The following is a 19623-nucleotide window of genomic DNA, read 5'->3' as shown; positions in this document are numbered from 1 at the left end:
GCTGGGCACGCGCGGTGCTCTTCGCTGGCGTGGAAGGAGGACGACATGGACCGAGCGTCGTCTCGATCGGGATGGGCGGCTCTCGCCGCGTGGCTCCTCTTCGCGCTCCCTGCGCATGCGCAGGAGACGCCGGCGCCGATGAGCCCGGGCGAAGAGCTCGCGGAGACGATGCGAACCGGCATCGTGCCGCTCTTCACGGCGATGGGCGCGGGCATGCTGTTCATGGCCGTGCTCGTGGTGCTCGCAGTGATGATGTTGCGGCCCCGACTGCCGACGAACCTCTCGGGCGCCTGAGCGCGTGTCGAAAAGATCGGCTCGCCGGCGGAAGGCCCTCCCGTCCGCGTGCGCCGCACGCTGCCGTGCGCGCCCTCCGCCAACGAGCACTCCAGCTGGACTGAGGGCGCGCGCCACGGGCGTGACGGCTCGAGCGCGTCTCCCCCGAGGGATGGTTGCGTTTGCAACCATTCGCTGCGTAGGCTCCTGGACATGGGATCCGCGGCAGCTTGGCGGTGCGCTCGAGCGTGGATCCACGACGTGCTGATCGTCCCAGCGGCGCACACGCGCGTGCTCGACGGAGAGCTGCAGACCGAGCTCTACGAGGTGTTCCACACCCGCGCGATCGCGCGCTGGGGCCACGCCCTGTGCACGCCGATCGTCAACGTCGCGCTGCTCGCGCTCTGCGCCGAGATCACGGTGCAGCTCGCGACGCGCGGCGGGCACGCCGAGATCGACGGAGCGATCGCGGGCGCGGCGATCGCGCTCGCGTTCTACGTCGCGGTGCACGGCGCGTGGGCGCTGGTGATGGCGCCGCTGCTCGCGCTCGCGGTGCTCGCGGCGCACGGGCTGCGCGAGGTGCTGGGCGCGCACGCGGTGAGCGGCGCGATCGTGATCGCGTTCGGCGCGGTGTGGCTGCAGACGCTCTCGCACGTGTTCGAGCCGGTGCCACCACCGTGGTCGAACGACGCGTCGTTCGGGACGGTGCGCGAGCTCTGGGCACGCACGTCGATGGCGCGCCTCGTCGCGCTCGCGATCACCGGGGTCGTGGTGTTCCCGGTGCTCGAGCTCTGGGCATCCCCGCGGGTGTGGCCGCTCCAGGTCGCGCACGCGATGCGACGGCTCGGGTGGAAGCGCGCGCGCGGCGCGACCCTCGAGGAGCGGGTGCGCGCGATCCATCGCGACGCCCGCGCCGGGTGGTCGGTGCCCGTCGAGCGTTAACGCTTCGCCGACGCGGCGATCGCCCACTGGCCGAGCCAGTAGGTCGTGATGATCGCGACGCGGAGCGGCCAGCCGGTGCGCACCGTCTCGGGCACCAGGTGCGTGCCGAAGCGTCCGAGCGCGATCATCGAGTCGCTCAGCGCGAAGACGATCGCGCCGGTCAGCGCGAGGCGCGCGCTGGTCGCGTCGACGTGCCCGACGCGCGCCGCGGCGCGCCACAACATCGTGCAGATCACGAGCGTGTAGAGCGTCACCGGCAGGGCCATGCCGCCGACCCCGGGCCACAGCGCGACGAGCATCAACGCGCCGTAGGCGTAGGCGGGCAGCGCGCGCATCGGGTGCAGCGCGCGGGTGTCGCTCGTGTACGCGCGGACGTAGAGCACGTGCGCGACGAGGAACGCGAGCAGCCCCGCGATGAAGAGCGAGCTCGCGAGCGCAGGGATCCCCGACGCGAGCTCGAGCAGCACGTCGCCCGCGAGCGATGCGCCGAGGCCGAGCACGATCGCGCGCCGGTACGCGCTCGGCGGCGCGGCGCGCACGATCCAGAGCGCGATCGCGATCACCGGCAGCGGCTTGGTGAGCATCCGGAGCGCGTGCGAGTCGATCACGACGCCGGCGACGAAGAGCGCACCGCTCACGAGCGCGACGGTGGCGAGGGCTCGAGGGCTCACGGCGCGCGAGGATAGCGCGGCGTCGAATCGCAGCAGTGCGAGATCGCGCGCCCCGGACGACGCGCACGAGGTCGCCGAACGCCACGTGCGGCGCGCGAGCACACGTTGACGGTGATCGCAGGCGCGCCGACATCGCGACCAGAAGGAGAGTGACGCGTGCGAGGACGAACACTGCTGCTTGCGATCCCCTGCGTGCTCGGCGTCGCGGCGTGCGGCACGACCCCGATGGAGGTGCACGCGGAAGGCACGGAGCGCGTGCCCGCGGCGAAGGCGGAGATCGACGTGGAGCGTGAGGGCACGCACCGCGACGTCGACGTGCAGGTCTCGGATCTCCCGGCGCCGCAGTCGCTCGGCGAAGACTTCTCGCGCTACGGCGTGTGGATGATCCCGAGCGGCGGCGCGCCGCAGTTCGTCGGGTTCCTGCGTTATCAGTCGGACATCGAGTACGGCGATCTCGAGACGCGTGCGCCGCTCGATCCGGTCGAGATCGTGGTGACCGCGGAGCGCCAGCACGTCGGCACCGAGCCGAGCCATCTCGTGGTGCTGCGCCGCAGGATCGACTGAGCGCGCCGCGGCGTGGCTCTTGCCCGACAGGCGGGCCACGGAGCGAGAATCGACATGCAGAACGAGACGAAGAAGAAGCAGTGGTGGGGCGTGCTGATCGTGACGGCGCTCGTGGTGCCCGGCGTGGCCGCGGGATGCGAGCGGCGCGGCGAGACCTACGAGGAGCCGCCCGCGACCCAGCCCACGACCGAGCCCGAGCAGCAGCAGCAGCCGAGCACGTGGGAGACCGAGCCCGAGGCGAAGCCCGAAGCGTACGAGCAGCCGAGCGGCGCCGCGCCGATGCAGCCCGAGGGCACGACCGGAACGTACGAAGGCGAGACCGGAACGATGGGCGAGCCCAGCGGCTCCGAGGGCCTGCAGCCCGGCACCGGAACGCCGGGCGGGACGTTCGGCGACGAGCCGGGCATGCAGCAGCAGGACGAGGAGGACGTGATGGCCCCGGGCACGACCGGCGGCACCACCGGAACGACGGGAGGCACCGGCGGAGCCGGCTTCTGAGCGCGCGAATCGATCACGACGAGCGCGGGACGGCGAGCACGCCGCCCGCGCTCGCGCACGTTCAGCGCAGCCGATCCAGCACCTCGCGCTGCGGCGCGCGCAGCGCATTGCCCAGTCGCACGCGCATCCGCATGTGCACGACCTCGATCTCGCCCTCGATCGCTGCGACCTCGCGTGCCGCGGCGATCGCCGCCTCCTCGTCGACCGGTGCGGGCGCGAGCGTCCGCGCGAGCGCTTCGCGCGCGCGTCCGAGGCGCCACTCGAGATCGACGAGCTCCTGCTGCGCGCGCTGCGTCTCCGCCCGCATCGCCTCGCGCTGCGCGTCGTCGAGCCCCAGCGCGTCCTGGTGATCGACGATCGACTCCAGCGACACGAGCGCGTCCTCGATGCGCTCGCGATCCCCGCTCGTCGTCTCGCGCTCCGGCGCCTCGTGCTCCGGCGCGCTCTGCGCCGCGCATCCGCCCACGACGAGCGCGATCGAGATCGCCACGCTCACGATTCGCTTCGTCATCGTCGGTCCTCCCGGAACACGCTGCCGCGCGGCCGCTCGCGCAGGAACGCGAGCGGCGCAGGGTCCTCGATCGACACCGCGAGCGGCTCGATCCGCGGCCCGTCGCGCATCGCGACGATCACCACGATCGCCGCGGCCGCGAGCGCGAGCCCGCTCGCGATCACCGCTCCGCGCCGCGGGAGTCGCGCAGCACGAGCACGCGCCGCGTCCCACGTCACGTCGAAGCCCGGCGCGCGCCGCGCGTCCTCGGCGCGCAACGCGGCGAAGCTCTTCTCGATCTCGTCTCGCTCGCTCACGGCTCGATCCCTCGTCGTCGGAGCAGCTCGGCGAGCCGCTGCTTGCCACGGTCGTAGTGGAGGCTCGCGGTGCCGCTCGACACGCCCATCACGTCGGCTGCCTCGCGCACCGTGAGGTCCTCGTAGAACACCAGGTGCAGCACTTCGCGCTGCCGCTCCGAGAGCGCAGCGAGCGCCTCGACGAGCGCACGCGCGCGCAGGCTCGCCTCGGTCAGCTCCTCACCGCTCGGCGTGCTCGTGTGCACCGGCTCGGCGCGAAGACGCGAGAGCCCGAGCGCGCGCAGCACGCTGCGCCGGCGATGCTCGCGCGCCGTGATGCGGATCACGCCGAAGAGCCAGGTGCGGAAGCGCGCGCGGCCGTCGAAGCGCGCCTCGCCGGCGATCACCTTTGCGTACGCGCTCTGCAGCACGTCCTCCGCTTCGGCGCGCACCCGGTCGCAGCAGGTCATCGCCCACGCGAACGACGATGGATGCAGCGTCTCGAGCTCGGTGCGCAGCGAGACCGGCGACGTCGTGTCGCGGGTGCTCGCGGGCTCGTCGTCGATCGTCATCGCGAGTCGGTCCGCGAGCATCATCGCGCACGACGCCGTCGTGCGACGCGCGATCCGAGGGCGCCGAGCCCCCCGATCAACGCGACGCTCGGCCCGAGCAGGAGCGCGAGCATCGCGATGCCGAGCCCGAGCGTCGCGACACCGCGCACCCCGAGCGTCGCCGCCGCGTGCAGGCGCTCGACCGGACGATCGAGGAACGACCCGGATCGGGCGCGCACTTCGAGCGCTACGCGCGCGAGCGACACGCGATCGTGGAGCGCGCGGTGCGCAGCCTCGAGGGTCTCGATCGACTCCCGCGCTCGGGCGAGCTCGGCCTCGACCGCGAGGACGTCGGAGAGCGCGCTGGTGCGATCCGCGAGCAGCTCGAGCAGGCGCTGCTCCCTCGCGCGCGCGGCGCGGAGGCGCGCGTCGCCGTCGGCGATCACCGCGCTCAGATCGGCGCTGGTCTCCTCGCCGCTCACGATCTCGCCGAGCGTCCCGAGCGCGGTCCGCAGCCCTGCGAGCGCGTGCGGCGCGACCCGGATCTCGTAGCTCGCGCCGCGCGTGCCCTCCTCGCGGGCCCGCTCGAGGTGTGCGCCCTCGCGCGCGACGATCTCGCGGATCGCCTCGCTCGCAGCCCGCACCTCGCGCACCTCGAGCGTGGTGCGCACCACGAGCTCCCGGCTCGGCGCGAGGGCCGCGGCCGAGGGCTCGTCGTGCGCACACGCACCGAGCCACAGGCACATCACGAGGAGCGTCCGAGCCATGCCGCGTTCTCCGTTTCGACGCGCCTGAGTGGGCTCGAGACCATCCCGCGTATGACAGCCGGCGCATCGATCTTCCCACCTGGGGGACGCTTGCGGATGCTCCCGACCGTTTGGTAGAGGGCCACGCCATGACTTCTGCGTGCTTCCTTCGCCGCGGCATGGCGATCCTCGCGATCGGCGTGACCGCGTGGGGCTGCGACGGCGCCGCGATCACCGAGACCGACGCCGCGACCGATCCACCCGACGCCGGCGCGATGCCGATCGACGCGGCTCGACCGCCGCCCTTCGTGCACCCGACCGGCATGACCGCGGGCTGCGGCACGCCGACGTCGGAGCAGGGCGTCGTCGATCGCACGCTCACGGTGCGTGGCGTCGAGCGCCGCTATCGCCTGGTGCTGCCCGACAACTACGACCCGAGCGTCCCCCACGCGCTCGTGTTCGCGTTCCACGGGCTCGGGGACAGCGCGGAGAATTTCCAGTCGGCGCTGCGCTTCGAGCAGCTCGCGGGCGGCGAGGCGATCCTCGTGTACCCGCACGGCGTGCACCCGACGCTCGGCGCGAACGGCTGGGACCTCTCGGTCGAGGGCGCGGACGTCGAGCTCTTCGACACGATCCGCGCGCAGCTCGAGGGCGAGCTCTGCGTCGATCGCGCGCGCGAGCTGGCGCTCGGCTTCAGCTACGGCGCGTTCATGACGAGCTCGCTCGGCTGTCATCGCGGCGACGTGATCCGCGCGATCGGCCCGATGTCGGGCGGACCGCCGCGCGGTGGGCGCTGCGCCGGACAGGTCGCGGCGTTCATCGTGCACGGCGCGGCCGACGATCTCGTCGACTACGATCTCCTCGGCATCCGCACGCGCGAGTACTGGCGCGGTCGCGACGGATGCGACGAGACGGGCCCGATGGATGCGAACGGATGCGTCTCGTTCGAGGGCTGCGACGACGGCTATCCGGTCGTGTTCTGCACCCACCCGGGCGCGCACACCGTGCCGTCGTGGGCGCCGGACGCGATCTGGTCGTTCTTCGAATCGCTCGACGAGTGAGGGGAAGCGCTTGGGAGAGCAGGAAGCTCCTGCTCTCCCAAGAGGTCTTTCAGGCGCGCACGATCGCCGCGGCGTCGACGGTCGCGCTCTTCGCCGCGAGCCACGACTTCGCCTTGGTGATCGCGGGGCGCCACTCGCTCTCGCGGTCGCGCGCCTCGAGCTCGAGCAGCGCGATCACCACCGCCGTGGTCGCGATCGGGTCGCCGTGCGCGCGGATCGCCGCGTCGAGCTTCGCGACGCGCGCCGCGCCGAGCCACGCCTCGAGCACCGGCGAGCGCACGAAGCTGCCGTCGGCCTTCTGGGTCATCAGCAGCTCGAACACGCGATCCGCGCTCTCGGTCGCGCGCTCCTCGGCCTCCATGAAGTCCATCGTCGACCCTTCGTCGCCACGACCGAAGAGCGCGTCACTCACCCGACCGAGGAACCCGCCGCCCTTCGCCCGCTTCGCGCTCTCGGCACGCGGCGCGCCCATGCTCGCCATCGCGCGCGGCGCGGGCGGCGGGGCCATCGGCGCCGGCATCGCCCCGGGCGCCATCATCGGCATCGCGGCGCCCGCCACCGCGCCGGCGCGCGTCGAGAGCCCACCCCACCCGCTCGTCAGCGCGACCGGGATCCGACGCAGCTGCGCGGGCTCGCTCACCCGCGCGTCCGGCGCGCGCTCCTCGACCGCCACGTAGCTCGTCGCGCTCGACATCAGCCCGTAGCGCACGCCGAGATCGACGATCTCGCGCCGCTTGCGATCCTCGCTCTCCTCGCGGCGCTGCGCCGAGCCGCGCCGCTGCACCGTTCCGTCCTCGAGCTCGCGGATGCGCTCGCGCGCCCAGAGCACCGGGATCGGCCCTCCCGCGCCCGCACGCTCGAGATCGATCGTCGTCGTCCATCGCTGCGTCCCCGCGACCAGCGCGACCTCGCCGCTGCCACCGCCCTCGATGCGCCCGAGCACCGTGAGCGCATCGCCCGCGAACACCGGCGGCGTGCGCGTAGGAGCCTGCTCGACGCGCAACGCGCCCCACTCGACCCGAACGTCGTCGAGCGACGGAGTGCGCACCCGCGCGAACGTGCGCATCACCTTGGGCTCGATGCGCTCGCCCGGCGCGATCATCTCCGCCGCACCGCGCGACGCACGCGCGACCCCGCGCACGAGATGCTCGCTCGCGCCCGCGCCGATGCCGAACGCGAACACGCGCGCCGACGCGGCGTGCTCCTTCGCGAGCGCGATCACCTCCGCCTCGTTCGAGACCTGTCCGTCGGTGAGCAGCAGCACGCGCCGCGCGAGCCCGGGCACCGCGGGGCGCGCGAGGATCGCCCGCAGCGGCGCGAGGATCTCGGTGCCTCCGAGGTTCGCGTCGATCGTCGCGATGCGCTTGGTCGCCTCCTCGAGCGAGCGATCGTCGAACGCGCGCGAGGTGCCCCAGAACGCCTCGTAGCTCGATCCGAAGCGCACCACGTCGAAGCGATCGCGCGCACCGAGCGCGCGCACGCAGAGCTGCAGCGCGCGCTTGGCCTGCGCGATCGAGTCACCGCCCATCGAGCCCGAGCAGTCGAGCAGGAAGATCACCTCGTGCCCTTCGTCGCTCGCCTGCAGGTCGGGCAGGAACGTGATCATCGCGACGCGACGACCATCGTCCTCGCGCGCGACCATCGCGATCGGCGTCGCGCGCTCGCGCGGCGTGACCAGCACGATCACGTCGCGATCGAGCGCGACGTCGTCCTGTGCGAGCTCGATGCGCGCACCGCCGTCGCGCAGCTGGGTGCGGACCGGATGGCTCGGCGACTCCACGCCCGCGAGCGCGGCGCCGAGCTCCACGTCGAGCGCGAGCGCGAGCCCGTAGGGTACGCTCGGCCAGCGATCGGGGTTCACCCGCTCACCTTCGGGCTGACCGATCTCGGGCGTGCTCGGCGCGGGCACGTAGCGCGGCGAGACGGTCGTCGGGATCGACACCCGCAGCGCATCGCCCTCGCGCCGCGCCATCGCGACGTAGCGGATCTGCAGCTCGACCGTCTCGCCCGGGCGCAGGTTGCCGACCGACGCGGTGAACACGTCGGGCCGCTCCTGATCGAGCAGGAACGCGCCGTGGCCCTCCATCATCGCGTCGTCGTAGGTCGCGAACGCCTTCTCGCGCTCCTCGACGCGGCCGCGCACGATCGTGTCGCCGACCTTCGCGGCGAACCCGCACACCGCGGCGCCTTCCTCCATCGGGAAGACGTAGACCGCCTCGACCGGCACCTTCTCCGCGTTGCGGAAGCGCTGCGTCACCTGCACCTCGAGGCACGCGCCGCGCAGCATCGCGTCGACGCGCACGCCCTCGAGCGGCACCGCGGCGCCGTTCGCGATCAGACCCACCTTCGGTTGCTCGGTGATCATCGCTCGTCCCCCTTCCCCAGCACGCGATCGATCGCGGCCATCAGCTCGTGCACCTGCGTCTCGTCGAGGCGTCGCCCGCGGACCATCAGCTCGACGTCCGGTCCGAGCACCACCCGCGTCCAGGTGCTCTGCACCGGAGTGTCACGTTCCTCGACGCGCGCGATCGGACCCTCGAGGCGCGCACCGATGTCGGCGAGCGCGACGCCCTGCTCCTGCAGCTCGCGGATGCGCACCAGCCGCGCGAGGTGCGCCTCGGTGTAGTGCTTGCCGCGCCCCACTCCAGTGGGCGCTTCGAGCAACCCGCGCTGCACGTAGTACCGCACGGTACGACGAGACACCCCCGCGCGATCCGCGAGCTCGTCGATGCCGTAGATCGCCTCGTCGTCGAGCACGAACGAGAAGGTGACACGCACTAGTGTCGCTTTCAAGTGTCGCATTTGTCCGAGTCCGAGTCCGAGTCCGAGTCCGAGTCCGAGTCCGAGTCCGAGTCGGCTTCGGCATCGGCATCAGCGTCAGCGTCTGCGTCAGCGTCGGCATCAGCATCAGCATCAGCGTCGGCATCCGCGACGGCGTCCGCGTCAGCGTCGGCATCAGCGTCAGCGTCGGCATCAGCGTCAGCGTCAGCGTCGGCATCAGCGTCAGCGTCGGCATCAGCGACGGCGTCCGCGTCAGCGTCAGCGTCCGCGTCGGCATCCGCATCCGCATCCGCGTCCGCGTCCGCGTCTTATCGGCATCGATGTCCGCGTCCGCATCTGCGTGCGCCGACGTCGACGCTCACGCCAACACCCGAGGCGGCCGAGCTCGCGCCCGGCCACCTCGCGCATCGTTCATCGCGCCACCTTCCAGAGCGCCGCGCAGATCCCGTCGAGCCGCTTCATCAGCTCGACATCGAGCGCTTCGACGTACCCGAACGCCTCCGCGACGCGCAGCGCGACGTCGACCTCGCGCGCGCTACCGAGCGCGATCCGGAACCGCATTCGCCCGTTGCCATCATGCGCGCCCGTGCCTTCGGCCGCGTTCAGCGCGACCGACGCCATCGCGCGTCGCAGCTGATCCGCGAGCGAGCGATCGTGCTTCGCGACCAGCTTCGCGATCCGACCGACATCGCGGCAGCATCCGATCGCGTTCTCCGTGAGCTTCAGCATCGTGTCCTCCGTTGCGCCCCCAACTCGAGGGCACCCGCCCCACCCGCCGGCGCGCGCAGACCGGGTCAACGACGCGAAGCGCCCGCGCGGAGCCGCACGGAGCGAAGCGGAGGAGGCGAGCACGGGTGACCGCGAAGCGGTCATCGTCGACGCGGTCGAGCACGCCGGCATGCTCGAGAAGCCCGAGCGGGCCACCCCGGCCACCGTTCGAGACGTTCGGCCGCGAGGTCGAAGCGAAGCGGAGACGAGCCGGAGCGAATCGGGCGAGCGTCAACGCGGCCTCTCTCTCCGCTGGCACCTGGGACCGACGCCGACGCGTGATGCTGACGCCGACGCCGACGCCGACGCCGATGCCGATGCCGACGCCGACGCTGATGCCGACGCTGACGCAGATGCCGACGCTGACGCTGATGCCGACGCTGACGCTGACGCCGACGCCGACGCTGACGCGGACGCCGACGCCGATGCTGACGCCGACGCCTGACGCCGATGCTGACGCCCACGCCTGACGCCGACGCCATCACGCCGACGCCATCACATGCCCCTCTCAGTTCTGCCGAACGCAGTAAACCGGAAACGCCTGCGAGCACATCCCGAGCGTCTCGGCTTCTCCCCATCGGTTCCACGCCGTGCCCGCGGGCACGCCGCGCCGCCCGGTCGACGTCGCGCCCGCCGCGGTCCAGCCCGAGCACGTCTGCATCCCGTTGGCCACGCCGTTCGGGCTCCCGTTCGCGTGGCCCGTCCACGCCATCGCCGGCATCCATCCCGGCTGGTTCGCGTGGGGATCGCCGTTCGCGAGCTGGTTCATCATCGTCGCCAGACGACCCGTCGCGCCCACGAGCTGCGGGCGCCCGCCGACCAGCCAACCATCGGGGCGATAGAACGGCCCGGCGTACGTGATGCGCGCGCCCGCCGACTGCGTCGGCGTCGACACGAACGCGACGTAGTTGCCGCCGAAGCCCGCCGTGCTCGCCTCCATCTGGCACGCCGAGTCCATCGCCGCGACGGTCGCGCTCCCGGTGAACGTCCGCATGCTGACGAACGCGTAGCCCGCGTTCGCCACCGGCAGCGGCATGCGCGCCGGATACGAGCGGTCGAGCCCGAAGCAGTAGAGACGGCGCGGCACGCTGCAGTCGATTCCGTCCACTCCGCGCAGCGCCGCGGTCCACTCGCCGCCGCCGCGCTCGACGTGACCGACGACCGCGGTCGACGTGGTGCGCGCCGAGAACCAGTTGTCGCAGTTCTCCGCCGCGATCGAGCCGTCGTGCAGCGTGCCGGTCCACGCGAGCGCGGGCACCGGCACCGGCACGCCCATCTCGTCGAGACCGATCGGATGGCGCAGCCCTCCGGTGACCAGCTCCTTCGCGATGTACGCGACCGGCAGGCCATCCGGTCGCACGTACCCGTCGATGCCGTCGATGCCGCGATCCTGCGCGGACTGCGACGACGTCGAGAGCCACGCGCGATAGAGGCTCGGCGGGAGCCCCGCGGTGCGCGCGTGCTCCTGGCAGATGTCGTCGGCCCGCTCCGGCCCACCGAGGTCACCCGCGTACGTCGCGCTCGTGACGAACACGACGTTGCCGAGCTGGGTGAACCCGGGATTCACCGTCGTGCTCGCGCTCAGCGTGATCGCGCAGACGTTGCCGAGACCACAGCCCGTGATGCCCCATCCGTCGAACACCGCCCACGCCGGCGTGCCCGCGGTGAGGCGCACCGTCGTGCCCGCGTCGAAGGTGTCGCTGCATCCGCCGGTCGAGCCGTTCGCGAAGCAGCGGATGTTGCCGACGTCCGAGGTCACCACGGGATCGCGCCCGCCGACCTCCGCCGAGGGCCGCACCGTCAGCGTGACCTGCTGGATGAAGGTCGCGGTCACGTTCTGCGCGGACGTCATCGAGACCACGCAGCTCCCGGTCCCGCTGCACGTCGCGCCGCTCCATCCCGCGAAGCGATAGCCGGTCGACGGAGTCGCGCTCAGCGTCACGCTCGCGCCGTGGTCGTACATCGCGCTGCAGTTGGCGCCGCAGTTGATGCTCGAGTCGCTCGCGACGACGGTGCCCGAGCCCGCGCGCGTCACCGAGAGCGTGTAGCGGTTGAGCTCGAAGCGCGCGCGCACCGTGGTCGCCGCGCTCAACGTCACCACGCAGCTCGTCGACGCGCCGCAGCCGGTCGCGCCGGTCCATCCCGCGAAGTTGCTGCCCGTCGCCGGCGCGGCGGTCAGCGTGATCGCGGTGCCGTGGCTGTACGTCTGGTCGCAGTCGGAGCCGCAGCTGATGCCGGTCGGATTCGACGTGACCGTGCCTCCACCGCCGCCCTCGCGCACCACGTCGAGGCGGTACGTGTTGAGCGTGAACGCCGCGCCGATCGTGCGCGCCTGATCCATCGTGACGGTGCACGGCCCCGTGCCGGTGCACGTGCCGGTCGGCGCGCCGCTCCAGCCGCTGAACGTCGAGCCCGTGCTCGCCGCCGCGGTGAGCGTGACCATCGTGCCGTGGTCGAACTGCGCGCTGCAGCTCGCGGTCGGCGGGCACGTGATCCCGCTCGGCATCGACGTGACGGTGCCGGTTCCGGTGCCGCTGCGGCTCACCGTCAGCGTGTGGCGGATCGGCGCGAACGTCGCGGTCACGCCGATCGCGGTGGTGCCCATCGTGACGGTGCAGGTGCCGGTGCCGGTGCACGGCCCGCTGCTCCATCCGCTGAACGTGTAGCCGGTGGCCGGCGTCGCGGTGAGCGTGATCGTCTGTCCGGTCGTGAAGCTCGAGCCGCACGTCGTGCCGCAGTCGATGCCGCTCGGGCTCGAGGTCACGGTCCCGCTGCCGACGCGCGTGACCGTCAGCACGTTCGTGCCGAGCGTGAACGTGGCGCTGACGCTCTCGGCCTCGGTGATCGGCACCGTGCACGTCGCCGACGAGCCCGCGCTCGCGCACGCGCCGCCCCACCCCGCGAAGGTCGATCCCGGCGAGGGCATCGCGACGAGCGACACCGAGTCACCGTGCGCGATCTGCGTGCTGCACGTGCCGCCGCAGTCGATGCCCGATCCGCTCACGCTGCCGGTGCCGCCGCCGCTCTTGCTCACGCTCACCGTGTAGCGATTGCGGTGCATCTGCGCGGTCACGCTGCGATCGGTGTTCGCGGTCACCGTGCAGGTCGTGCTCGTGCCCGCACACGCGCCCGACCACTGCACGAACGACGATCCGACGCTCGGCGACGCGGTGAGCGTGACCGACGTGTTGTAGTCGAAGCTCGCGAGGCACCCGGTGCTGCCGCCGGTCGTGCAGCTGATCCCCGAGGGCGCCGAGGTGACGGTGCCGGTGCCGTCGTCGGCTGCGTACGCGACGCTCACGGTGTGGCGATCGAGGGTGAAATTCGCGGTGATCGTCGTGTCCGACGTGAGGCTGACGAAGCACACCGGGGTCGTCGGATCGCACCCGCCGCCCGACCATCCGGAGAACGTCGAGCCCACCGCTTCGGTCGCCTGCAGCGCCACGACGTCGCCGTGATCGCGCATCGCCGAGCACGTCGATCCGCAGTTGATCAGCGCCGCAGGGCTCGTCGAGAACACGCTGCCCGCGCCGTTGCCTCCGCGCTGGATCGTGAGCGTGTAGCGACGCAGCGTGAACGTCGCGGTCACGGTGCGCGCGTCGCTCATCGTCACGGTGCACGCGCCGGTCCCGGTGCACGCGCCCATCCATCCCGCGAACGTCGAGTCGGAGCTCGGCGTCGCGCTGAGCGTGACCATCGTGCCCGCAGTGTACGACTCCGAGCAGTCGATGCCGCAGTCGATCCCGCCCGGCGACGAGGTCACGCCGCCGCTGCCGGTGCCCGCGACCGTCACGTTGAGCGAGCGACGATCACGATCGAACGCCGCGCCGATCGTCACGTCCTCGGTGAGCGTGATCGCGCACGGCGCGGTGCCGGTGCAGCCACCGCCCGACCATCCCGCGAACACCGAGGTGCCGGTCGGCGTCGCGGTGAACGTGAGCATCGTGCCCGCGGCGTAGGTGCCGGAGCAGGTCGAGGTCGCGCCGCCGTCGCAGGTGATCGCGCCGTCCGACGACGTCACCGAGCCCGAGCCGTCGCCCGAGACCGTGACCGACACGGTCACCTGACGGATGTCGAGGCGCACCGTGATCGCGCGCGCCATGTCCATCGTGACCGCGCACGTGAGCGAGGCGTCGTCGCAGCTCTCGTCGGTCCAGCCGACGAACGTGCTGTTCTCGTCGGGCGTGACCGTGAGCGTCACGACCGTGTCGGGCTCGTAGCTCGCGCTGCAGGTGTCGCCGCAGTCGATCATCCCGTCGCTGCTGGTGACGGTGCCCGCGCCCTCGCCGTCGAACGCGATCGTCAGCACGTTGCCGCTCGGCCCATCGAGCGATCCATCGGTGCTCGCGTCGTCGGCCGCCGCGTCGTCGGGCTCGGCGTCCATCGGCACGCGCGCGTCGTCGTCGCGCTGGCCTCCATCGGCGCCGCCGTCCTGGCCTGCCGTGAAGTAGCCGTCGAAATTCGTCGACAGCGAGCAACCAGGCGCTGCGAGCGCGAGCGCGACCAGCGCGACGAAGAGCCTCTTCATCGATCCACCCCCCGGAAGCGAAGTCACGTTCAGAGCTCCAGGTGCGCGGCGACGCTGCATCCGTCGGGGCCGCACATCGCAGTGACGGGAGGCTGCTCGCTCGACGACGGCGAGCCGCCCGAGACGAGATCGATCACCAGCCACACGATGCCGCCCGCCAGCACCACGCCGCCGCCGATGAGCAGCACGTCGGTGGTGAGCGCGAGGGTGCGCCCGTCGTTCGCCTCGGACTCGAAGTCGTAGCCCGGCGGGCACGCGCGATCGGGGCACGTCGAGTCGAGCGTGTCCTGCGAGCTCAGCGCCATCGCGCCGGTGATCGCGCCGCCGATCATCATCGCGGCACCGACGCCCGCGACGACGAAGGGGAACGGCGAGAGCCCGCCGCTCGACGGCGGAGGCGTGCTCGGCGCGCTCTCGACCGGCGTGGTCTCGGCGGGCGTCTCGGCCGGGGTGGTCTCGCTGGGCGTGGTCTCGGTCGGCGTCGTCTCGGCCGGCGTCGCGGTCGTGCCCTGCTGCTCGACCATGCGATCGAGCGACTCGAGGCGCGCGCGCAGCATCGCCGCGTTCTCCGCGTCGGGCACACGCGTGAGGTACTCGCGCAGCGCGTCGCGCGAGCGGACCAGATCGCCGGCGTCGCGGTACGCGACGTACACGTTGTAGAGGAGCTGGGGGCGCTGCGAGAGCTGATAGGCCTGCTCGAATTCGCGCGCCGCCTCGAGGAAGCTGCCGTTCTCGTAGTGCGCCTGTCCGAGCCGGAAGTGACGGCGCGCCTGATCGTCGGTCGACTCCTGCGCGTGCGCGACGTGCACGTCGATCCCGACACCCGCCGACGCGGCGCCCATCGCGAGCCACGCCGCGACCCACCACGACCGGATTGATCGCATCCCCTCTGCCCCCCTGAGATGTTCCCCTCTGACGAGAGAGGTACGCTGCGACTATACAGCGACCTCCCCGCGCGATGGGGAAATCTCGAGGAGGCTACTCGCGCGAGACGTAGAGCGAATACGGGCCGTAATCGCTGGCGCCGTAGCCGGTGACCACCACCAGGACGCGCCCGCCGGCCGGCACCGCGAGGCCGCCCACCAGGGGAAGCGGCAGGAGCGGATCGGCGCTGTCGTCGTCGCCGTCGCGGCACGCGAGCGGATCGCTCGGCATGCTGTCGCCGTCGTACACGACGAGGTAGGCGTCGGCGCCGCTGTCGACGACGAGCTCGAAGGTGCCGGCTGCGCCCTGGTTGCAGAGCACGTGCTCGGCGTAGGGGATCGCGCCGCTCGCGCGGGTGGTCGCCGGGCAGCTGACGGCGGCATTCGGGCGCTGCCACGTCGCGGCGCCGCTCGTGCTGCCGTCGATCGTGATCGTGCCGGTCGTCGGGAGCGGCGTGCACGGGCGCGGCGGAGGGCCGGCGTCGGGCGTCGGAGGCGGGCCCGCGTCGGTGCCGGAGTCGACCGGCGTGACCGGGGTGCCGGCGTCGATCGGCCCCGGGTCGATCGTGCCCGCGTCGAACGGCGTCGGGTCGATCGTGCCCGCGTCGCCGGTGGGGCTCGTGTCGGACGCGCTCGCGTCGATCGCCGGTGGAGGTGTCTGGGTGGCCCCCGCGTCGACGCCTGTCTGCGGCGCGACCGTCGGGACGCCACCGGAGCCGGTGGCGCACGCGCCGAGGAGGGTTCCGCCGAGGACCAGGGTGAGCACGCGGGAGGTCATCGGGCGCGCGGCGTAGCACCGAGCGCGAGGGATCGCCCGTGGGCGATGGCCGATCGGGACACCGCGGCGGTCGAAGTTCCACGGCGGAAACACGCAGGAGATGCTCGCGAACGGCCGGACCGCGCGGCACGGCGACTGCTCCGCCGGGACCGGAGGTCGCGATGAAGTTCACGATCGAGATGCCCGACGTCTCCGCCTGCAGCGTCGATCGCTGCGCCTACAACGTCCGGGGTGCCTGCCACGCCAAGGCGATCACCGTCGGCGACGGGGTCCATCCCGGCTGCGACACGTTCACGCTCTCGCAGCGCCACACCGACGGCGAGGTCGAGGCGGCGGGCGTCGGCGCCTGCAAGGTCGCGATCTGCAAGTACAACCGCGAGCTCGAGTGCGAGGCGCGCTCGATCGAGGTCGACTTCGACGAGGACGAGGCCGCCGCGACCTGCACGACGTTCGAGCTCGCGTGAGGGCGTCGCGCGGCTGCCTCGCCGTGGCATCGGGTCGCGCACGCCCGCCGCGCCCACGACCTGCGCCGGTCCTACGACTGGTACCCACCATGTGAGTGGCCGACGCGATCGGCGCATTTCTGCGCGGTTTTCGAGCTCGGACGGGCGCTGGCGCCCCGCTCCCCGTTTAGGGACGTGTGATCTCGCCACGGTTGGTGCTTAGTCTCGGCCGCATGCGAAACACCATTTTCACGGCCATCCTCGCGTGCTCTCTCCTCCTCGCGCCGGCGCTCGTGAGCGCGCAAGGCACGACGACCACGACGACCACGACCACGACGAGCGGCGCGCGCGGCGGCGGCGCGGCCGGCGGTGCGCGGGCGGGCGGCGCCGCGGCCGGCGGCACGGCGGCAGGAGGTGCGGGCGGCACCGCAGCGACGGGTGGCGCGACGGCGACCGCGACCGCACCGGCCGAGGCCCCGGCCTGCACGGCACGCCCCGGCCAGTACTGCGCCCCCGGCGCGGCGGAGGCGGCGGCGTGCCCCGAGGGCAGCTTCTGCGTCGGCCGCACCGCGCAGCCGATCGCCTGCCCCGCCGGCTCGTCGTGCCCGGCGCGCACCTCGCGTCCGCGCGCCTGCCCCGCGGGTCAGTTCTGCGCGGCGAACGCCGCGGCGCCCGAGGAGTGCCCCGAGGGCTCGTTCTGTCCGGCGGGCTCGAGCGCGCCGATCGCCTGCCCCGAGGGCTTCGAGTGCCCGGCGCGCGCGAGCTGGCCGCGCCCGGCCCGTCCGGCGCGCGCGGAAGCGCCGGCCGCGCGTCGCGCCCGTCCGGCCGCCGAGGCGGCGGCGCCCGCCACGCCGTGACGTCGCGCGAGGTGGAGATCCGATCGTCGATCGGATCTCCACCCGCCGTTCACGGCTCCGCGCAGGTCTGCTCGAACCCGTGATCCGGCGCGACGCAGCGCGCGTGGCATCCCGCGCAGCGCGCGATCGCGCCGTCCTCGATCACCACGCGATCCGGCGCGACCTCCTGCCATCGCCACGCATCGCCGTCCTCGCGGCGCATCGCGGTCCAGCCGATGGGATCGTCGCAGCCCTCGCTCGCGTGCTCCTCCTTCACGATCACCGCGCCGACCGGGAAGCTCCCGGTGCGCGACGTGTAGACGCCCGCGGCGTCGGGGCTCGCGAGCACGCGGATGAACGCGAGCTCGTGCTCGGGGCTGCGCCGGCAGTCGCGCACCTCGAGGAACGTCGATGCGTAGTCGGCCGGGAAGACCGGCGCGACCGGCTCGGGCTCGGGGCAACCGACGAAGAGCAGCGCGACGAGGGCGAGGGGCGAGCGACGCACGCGCCCGAGCCTATCAACGTCCGACGAGCTCGAGCGCCCAACCTTCGAGCCGGCCGGCGTCACCGGCGGCGAGATCGTCGACCCGCAGGGTCCACTCGCCGCCCGCGCGCATCCCCACGAGCTCGGGCGCGTCGAGCTCGATCGCGAGATCGTCGGCGCCGGCGCCGGTGCGATCGTGGAGCACGCGCTCGAAGCCGTCGTGCTCGAGCACGACCCGCAGATCACCGCGGTAGGGATGGGTCACGCGGGCGTGCACGATCGCGCGCTCGATGGTCACGTCGTCGTGCACCGAGATCGTGCTCGCGACGCCCTCGGCGAGCGCGTCGGGCAGCTCGATCGGCGCGCCGACCGTCGTGTAGGTGCGCACGAAGCGAGCCGGCTGCGCGTCCTCGGACGCCGTGCTGGCGCGCGAGGGATCGTGCACCTCGAGCTCGAGGCCCCAGCGCAGCAGGTGCCCGATCGCACCGCCCTCGCGGTCGACCACGAAGAGCTCCCACTGCCCGTACGCGTCGTCGCCCGCGACCTCATCGACGGTGAACGACGCCCAGAGCCAGCCCTCGTCGCCGCCGCGCGGATTGCGATCGAAGAGCACCACGCGATCGAGCCCGCGATGGAGCACGACCTGCACGTCCTCGAGCGCCTCGTGCAGCAGCTCGACGTGCACCGTCGCGCGCTCCGCGATCCCGTGCTCGCGCACCTCGATCGCCGAGGACACGCCGGGCTCGGGCCAGTCGGGCACCAGCCGATCGACCACGCGCGAGAGCTCGACGACGCGACGCGCGCGCAGGTCGGGGCGCGCCTCGCGCAGCAGGGCGCGCACGTCCGACGCACGCACCGGCGCGCTCGATGCCGCGGCGATCGGCAGCCACGCCCACGCGGGGCGCGCACCGTCCGCGATCCACTCGCCGCCGATCACGTGCCCGCGCGCGTCGAGCGCGACGAGGTAGTGATGGCGCTCCACGCCCGCGTCGACGTCGGCGTCGACCACGAGCTCCACCCAGCGGTGCGGGCGCAGCGTGCTCGCGCGACCGCCGAGCAGGCGCAGCACCTCGGCCTCGCCCCGCTCGAGCCGCAGCACCACGCGATAGCCGTCGATCACCGCGCTCGCTCCGTCCTCGCGCTCGATCGCGAGCACGCGCTCGCGCGCGCCGATCACGTTCCCCAGCAGCAGATGGAACGCGCCCGCGTTGATCGCGCCGCAACCGCGCTCGCGGCGCGCCGGGCGATCGAGCGTGCAGCGATCGCCGATCACCAGCGCCTGCGGCTCGCCGTGCATCACCGCGAGCAGCGCGCGCACGTCGCGCGGCTCGAAGCGCACGCCGTCCACCTCGACCGCCTCGAGCGGTGCGGGCTCGAGCGCGCGCGCCGACGCCCATGCGCGGCTCACCCAGGTCGCGTCGGCACCGTCGAGATCGTCGCACTCGTCGATGTGGCCGTCGCCGTCGTCGTCGATCGCGTTGCGCGCGGCGCCGTCACGACGGTCGGTGAACGCGCGCATCGCCGGGCCGAGCGCGTCGTAGTACGCGCGGTCCCACGCGCCGGTCTCGCACGATGCGCGCGTCAGCGGGCGCAGCGTCGCGAAGCCCGCGCTCGGGGCCCAGCCGTGGAAGGCGCGATCGTAGGCGGTGAGCGCGGCGACGAGCTCGTCGTCGCTCGGGCGCTCGCGCGGCCAGTCTCGATCGCGCGCGCGGCCTTCGAAGCGCAGCGCGTCGAGGTGGGTGTCGAGGGACGCGCCGAACGTCGGGCGCGCCGCGCTCTCGTGGAACGCGGTCGCAGGCGACTCGGGCACCACGACGGTGGGTCCGTCCTCGGGCTTGCTCGCGGCCTCGAGCGATGGGTCCGCGCTCGCAGCGCAGCCGGTGAGCACGAGCGGTAGCGCGAGCCGGGCAGCGTTCTGTCGGTCGAGCATGACGCAGTGCGTCGCAACCGTTGTGCCGTGCCGCCTCGTCCCAAGGTTCTGCTGTGGTTG

At 72.8% G+C, this 19623-nt stretch carries 21 protein-coding genes; 8 read left to right on the top strand and 13 right to left on the bottom strand.

Features of this window, described 5'->3' with window-relative positions; genetic code table 11:
- Positions 1-45 precede the first annotated feature (45 nt).
- Together I5071_RS38030 and I5071_RS38025 are read left to right on the top strand one after the other, a co-directional pair.
- Positions 46-294 carry a hypothetical protein gene (locus I5071_RS38030; protein ID WP_236518280.1) on the top strand — a complete coding sequence of 83 codons (249 nt, stop codon included), beginning with the start codon at positions 46-48 and terminating at the stop codon, positions 292-294.
- Between the two features lie 240 nt (positions 295-534).
- Entirely contained in the window at positions 535-1215 is a 681-nt protein-coding gene (locus I5071_RS38025; protein WP_236518279.1) for a hypothetical protein, read from the top strand.
- Here I5071_RS38025 and I5071_RS38020 read toward each other — a convergent pair.
- A complete protein-coding gene (locus I5071_RS38020; RefSeq protein ID WP_236518278.1) occupies positions 1212-1886 on the bottom strand; it encodes a lysoplasmalogenase in 675 nt (224 codons plus the stop codon). The two genes, I5071_RS38025 and I5071_RS38020, sit on opposite strands and share 4 nt — an antisense overlap.
- Positions 1887-2042: 156 nt before the next feature.
- Between I5071_RS38020 and I5071_RS38015 the strand changes: the two genes are divergently transcribed.
- Together I5071_RS38015 and I5071_RS38010 are read left to right on the top strand one after the other, a co-directional pair.
- The gene (locus I5071_RS38015) at positions 2043-2450 is read left to right on the top strand and encodes a hypothetical protein (protein WP_236518277.1); all 408 of its coding nucleotides are present in this window, start codon (positions 2043-2045) and stop codon (positions 2448-2450) included.
- Between the two features lie 54 nt (positions 2451-2504).
- Positions 2505-2948: a hypothetical protein gene (locus I5071_RS38010; protein WP_236518276.1), complete on the top strand. Its 444-nt coding sequence runs from the start codon at positions 2505-2507 to the stop codon at positions 2946-2948.
- A 61-nt stretch (positions 2949-3009) separates the two neighbouring features.
- Here I5071_RS38010 and I5071_RS38005 read toward each other — a convergent pair whose 3' ends face one another.
- Genes I5071_RS38005 through I5071_RS37990 form a run of 4 tightly spaced genes read right to left on the bottom strand, consistent with a single transcriptional unit; the run spans position 3010 to position 5052 of the window.
- Positions 3010-3459: a hypothetical protein gene (locus tag I5071_RS38005; protein WP_236518275.1), complete on the bottom strand. Its 450-nt coding sequence runs from the start codon at positions 3457-3459 to the stop codon at positions 3010-3012.
- Positions 3456-3755 (bottom strand): hypothetical protein, encoded by a 300-nt coding sequence (locus I5071_RS38000; RefSeq protein WP_236518274.1) that lies wholly within the window; start codon positions 3753-3755, stop codon positions 3456-3458. Before I5071_RS38000 ends, I5071_RS38005 begins: the two co-directional genes overlap by 4 nt.
- The gene (locus I5071_RS37995) at positions 3752-4306 is read right to left on the bottom strand and encodes an RNA polymerase sigma factor (protein ID WP_236518273.1); all 555 of its coding nucleotides are present in this window, start codon (positions 4304-4306) and stop codon (positions 3752-3754) included. Before I5071_RS37995 ends, I5071_RS38000 begins: the two co-directional genes overlap by 4 nt.
- 20 nt (positions 4307-4326) lie before the next feature.
- Complete coding sequence (locus I5071_RS37990) at positions 4327-5052, bottom strand: DUF4349 domain-containing protein (RefSeq protein WP_236518272.1); 726 nt, start codon at positions 5050-5052, stop codon at positions 4327-4329.
- Positions 5053-5180: 128 nt separating this feature from the next.
- On the opposite strand from I5071_RS37990, the gene I5071_RS37985 reads away from it, so the two are divergent.
- Positions 5181-6092, top strand: coding sequence for an alpha/beta hydrolase family esterase (locus I5071_RS37985; RefSeq protein WP_236518271.1), 912 nt, complete (start codon positions 5181-5183; stop codon positions 6090-6092).
- A 49-nt stretch (positions 6093-6141) separates the two neighbouring features.
- On the opposite strand, the gene I5071_RS37980 is transcribed toward I5071_RS37985, so the two are convergent.
- The 3 genes from I5071_RS37980 to I5071_RS37970 form a co-directional block, all read right to left on the bottom strand.
- Positions 6142-8457, bottom strand: coding sequence for a VIT domain-containing protein (locus tag I5071_RS37980; RefSeq protein ID WP_236518270.1), 2316 nt, complete (start codon positions 8455-8457; stop codon positions 6142-6144).
- Positions 8454-8894, bottom strand: a complete 441-nt coding sequence (locus I5071_RS37975) for a MerR family transcriptional regulator (RefSeq protein WP_236518269.1) — start codon at positions 8892-8894, stop codon at positions 8454-8456. The genes I5071_RS37980 and I5071_RS37975 overlap by 4 nt, the downstream gene beginning before the upstream one ends.
- A gap of 390 nt (positions 8895-9284) precedes the next feature.
- Positions 9285-9602 carry a four helix bundle protein gene (locus tag I5071_RS37970; protein WP_236518268.1) on the bottom strand — a complete coding sequence of 106 codons (318 nt, stop codon included), beginning with the start codon at positions 9600-9602 and terminating at the stop codon, positions 9285-9287.
- On the opposite strand from I5071_RS37970, the gene I5071_RS37965 reads away from it, so the two are divergent.
- Complete coding sequence (locus I5071_RS37965) at positions 9589-10086, top strand: hypothetical protein (protein ID WP_236518267.1); 498 nt, start codon at positions 9589-9591, stop codon at positions 10084-10086. The two genes, I5071_RS37970 and I5071_RS37965, sit on opposite strands and share 14 nt — an antisense overlap.
- 63 nt (positions 10087-10149) lie before the next feature.
- Here I5071_RS37965 and I5071_RS37960 read toward each other — a convergent pair whose 3' ends face one another.
- From I5071_RS37960 to I5071_RS37950, 3 genes are all read right to left on the bottom strand, one after another.
- Positions 10150-14169 carry an InlB B-repeat-containing protein gene (locus I5071_RS37960; RefSeq protein WP_236518266.1) on the bottom strand — a complete coding sequence of 1340 codons (4020 nt, stop codon included), beginning with the start codon at positions 14167-14169 and terminating at the stop codon, positions 10150-10152.
- A gap of 29 nt (positions 14170-14198) precedes the next feature.
- A complete protein-coding gene (locus I5071_RS37955; protein ID WP_236518265.1) occupies positions 14199-15053 on the bottom strand; it encodes a tetratricopeptide repeat protein in 855 nt (284 codons plus the stop codon).
- A 94-nt stretch (positions 15054-15147) separates the two neighbouring features.
- Entirely contained in the window at positions 15148-15870 is a 723-nt protein-coding gene (locus I5071_RS37950) for a hypothetical protein (protein ID WP_236518264.1), read from the bottom strand.
- Positions 15871-16031: 161 nt separating this feature from the next.
- On the opposite strand from I5071_RS37950, the gene I5071_RS37945 reads away from it, so the two are divergent.
- Positions 16032-16334: a DUF1540 domain-containing protein gene (locus I5071_RS37945; protein ID WP_236518263.1), complete on the top strand. Its 303-nt coding sequence runs from the start codon at positions 16032-16034 to the stop codon at positions 16332-16334.
- A 212-nt stretch (positions 16335-16546) separates the two neighbouring features.
- Positions 16547-17170, top strand: a complete 624-nt coding sequence (locus tag I5071_RS37940; protein WP_236518262.1) for a hypothetical protein — start codon at positions 16547-16549, stop codon at positions 17168-17170.
- 49 nt (positions 17171-17219) lie between these two features.
- Here I5071_RS37940 and I5071_RS37935 read toward each other — a convergent pair whose 3' ends face one another.
- Positions 17220-17654, bottom strand: coding sequence for a hypothetical protein (locus I5071_RS37935; protein WP_236518261.1), 435 nt, complete (start codon positions 17652-17654; stop codon positions 17220-17222).
- A gap of 13 nt (positions 17655-17667) precedes the next feature.
- Positions 17668-19563: a proprotein convertase P-domain-containing protein gene (locus I5071_RS37930; protein ID WP_236518260.1), complete on the bottom strand. Its 1896-nt coding sequence runs from the start codon at positions 19561-19563 to the stop codon at positions 17668-17670.
- Positions 19564-19623: the final 60 nt, after the last annotated feature.

It is taken from the genome of Sandaracinus amylolyticus, assembly GCF_021631985.1.
GTDB lineage: Bacteria > Myxococcota_A > Polyangia > Polyangiales > Sandaracinaceae > Sandaracinus > Sandaracinus amylolyticus_A.
Note: the sequence above shows the minus strand (reverse complement) of the source record. Positions and strands in the feature narration are given on the sequence as shown.

What these genes read in the sequence shown, in the direction of transcription:
- I5071_RS38030 (WP_236518280.1), top strand. Translation starts at nt 46, where the DNA reads ATGGACCGAGCGTCGTCTCGATCGGGATGGGCGGCTCTCGCCGCGTGG.
- I5071_RS38010 (WP_236518276.1), top strand. Translation starts at nt 2,505, where the DNA reads ATGCAGAACGAGACGAAGAAGAAGCAGTGGTGGGGCGTGCTGATCGTG.
- I5071_RS38005 (WP_236518275.1), bottom strand. Translation starts at nt 3,459, where the DNA reads ATGACGAAGCGAATCGTGAGCGTGGCGATCTCGATCGCGCTCGTCGTG.
- I5071_RS37995 (WP_236518273.1), bottom strand. Translation starts at nt 4,306, where the DNA reads ATGACGATCGACGACGAGCCCGCGAGCACCCGCGACACGACGTCGCCG.
- I5071_RS37990 (WP_236518272.1), bottom strand. Translation starts at nt 5,052, where the DNA reads ATGGCTCGGACGCTCCTCGTGATGTGCCTGTGGCTCGGTGCGTGTGCG.
- I5071_RS37985 (WP_236518271.1), top strand. Translation starts at nt 5,181, where the DNA reads ATGACTTCTGCGTGCTTCCTTCGCCGCGGCATGGCGATCCTCGCGATC.
- I5071_RS37980 (WP_236518270.1), bottom strand. Translation starts at nt 8,457, where the DNA reads ATGATCACCGAGCAACCGAAGGTGGGTCTGATCGCGAACGGCGCCGCG.
- I5071_RS37975 (WP_236518269.1), bottom strand. Translation starts at nt 8,894, where the DNA reads ATGCGACACTTGAAAGCGACACTAGTGCGTGTCACCTTCTCGTTCGTG.
- I5071_RS37970 (WP_236518268.1), bottom strand. Translation starts at nt 9,602, where the DNA reads ATGCTGAAGCTCACGGAGAACGCGATCGGATGCTGCCGCGATGTCGGT.
- I5071_RS37960 (WP_236518266.1), bottom strand. Translation starts at nt 14,169, where the DNA reads ATGAAGAGGCTCTTCGTCGCGCTGGTCGCGCTCGCGCTCGCAGCGCCT.
- I5071_RS37955 (WP_236518265.1), bottom strand. Translation starts at nt 15,053, where the DNA reads ATGCGATCAATCCGGTCGTGGTGGGTCGCGGCGTGGCTCGCGATGGGC.
- I5071_RS37950 (WP_236518264.1), bottom strand. Translation starts at nt 15,870, where the DNA reads ATGACCTCCCGCGTGCTCACCCTGGTCCTCGGCGGAACCCTCCTCGGC.
- I5071_RS37945 (WP_236518263.1), top strand. Translation starts at nt 16,032, where the DNA reads ATGAAGTTCACGATCGAGATGCCCGACGTCTCCGCCTGCAGCGTCGAT.
- I5071_RS37940 (WP_236518262.1), top strand. Translation starts at nt 16,547, where the DNA reads ATGCGAAACACCATTTTCACGGCCATCCTCGCGTGCTCTCTCCTCCTC.
- I5071_RS37930 (WP_236518260.1), bottom strand. Translation starts at nt 19,563, where the DNA reads ATGCTCGACCGACAGAACGCTGCCCGGCTCGCGCTACCGCTCGTGCTC.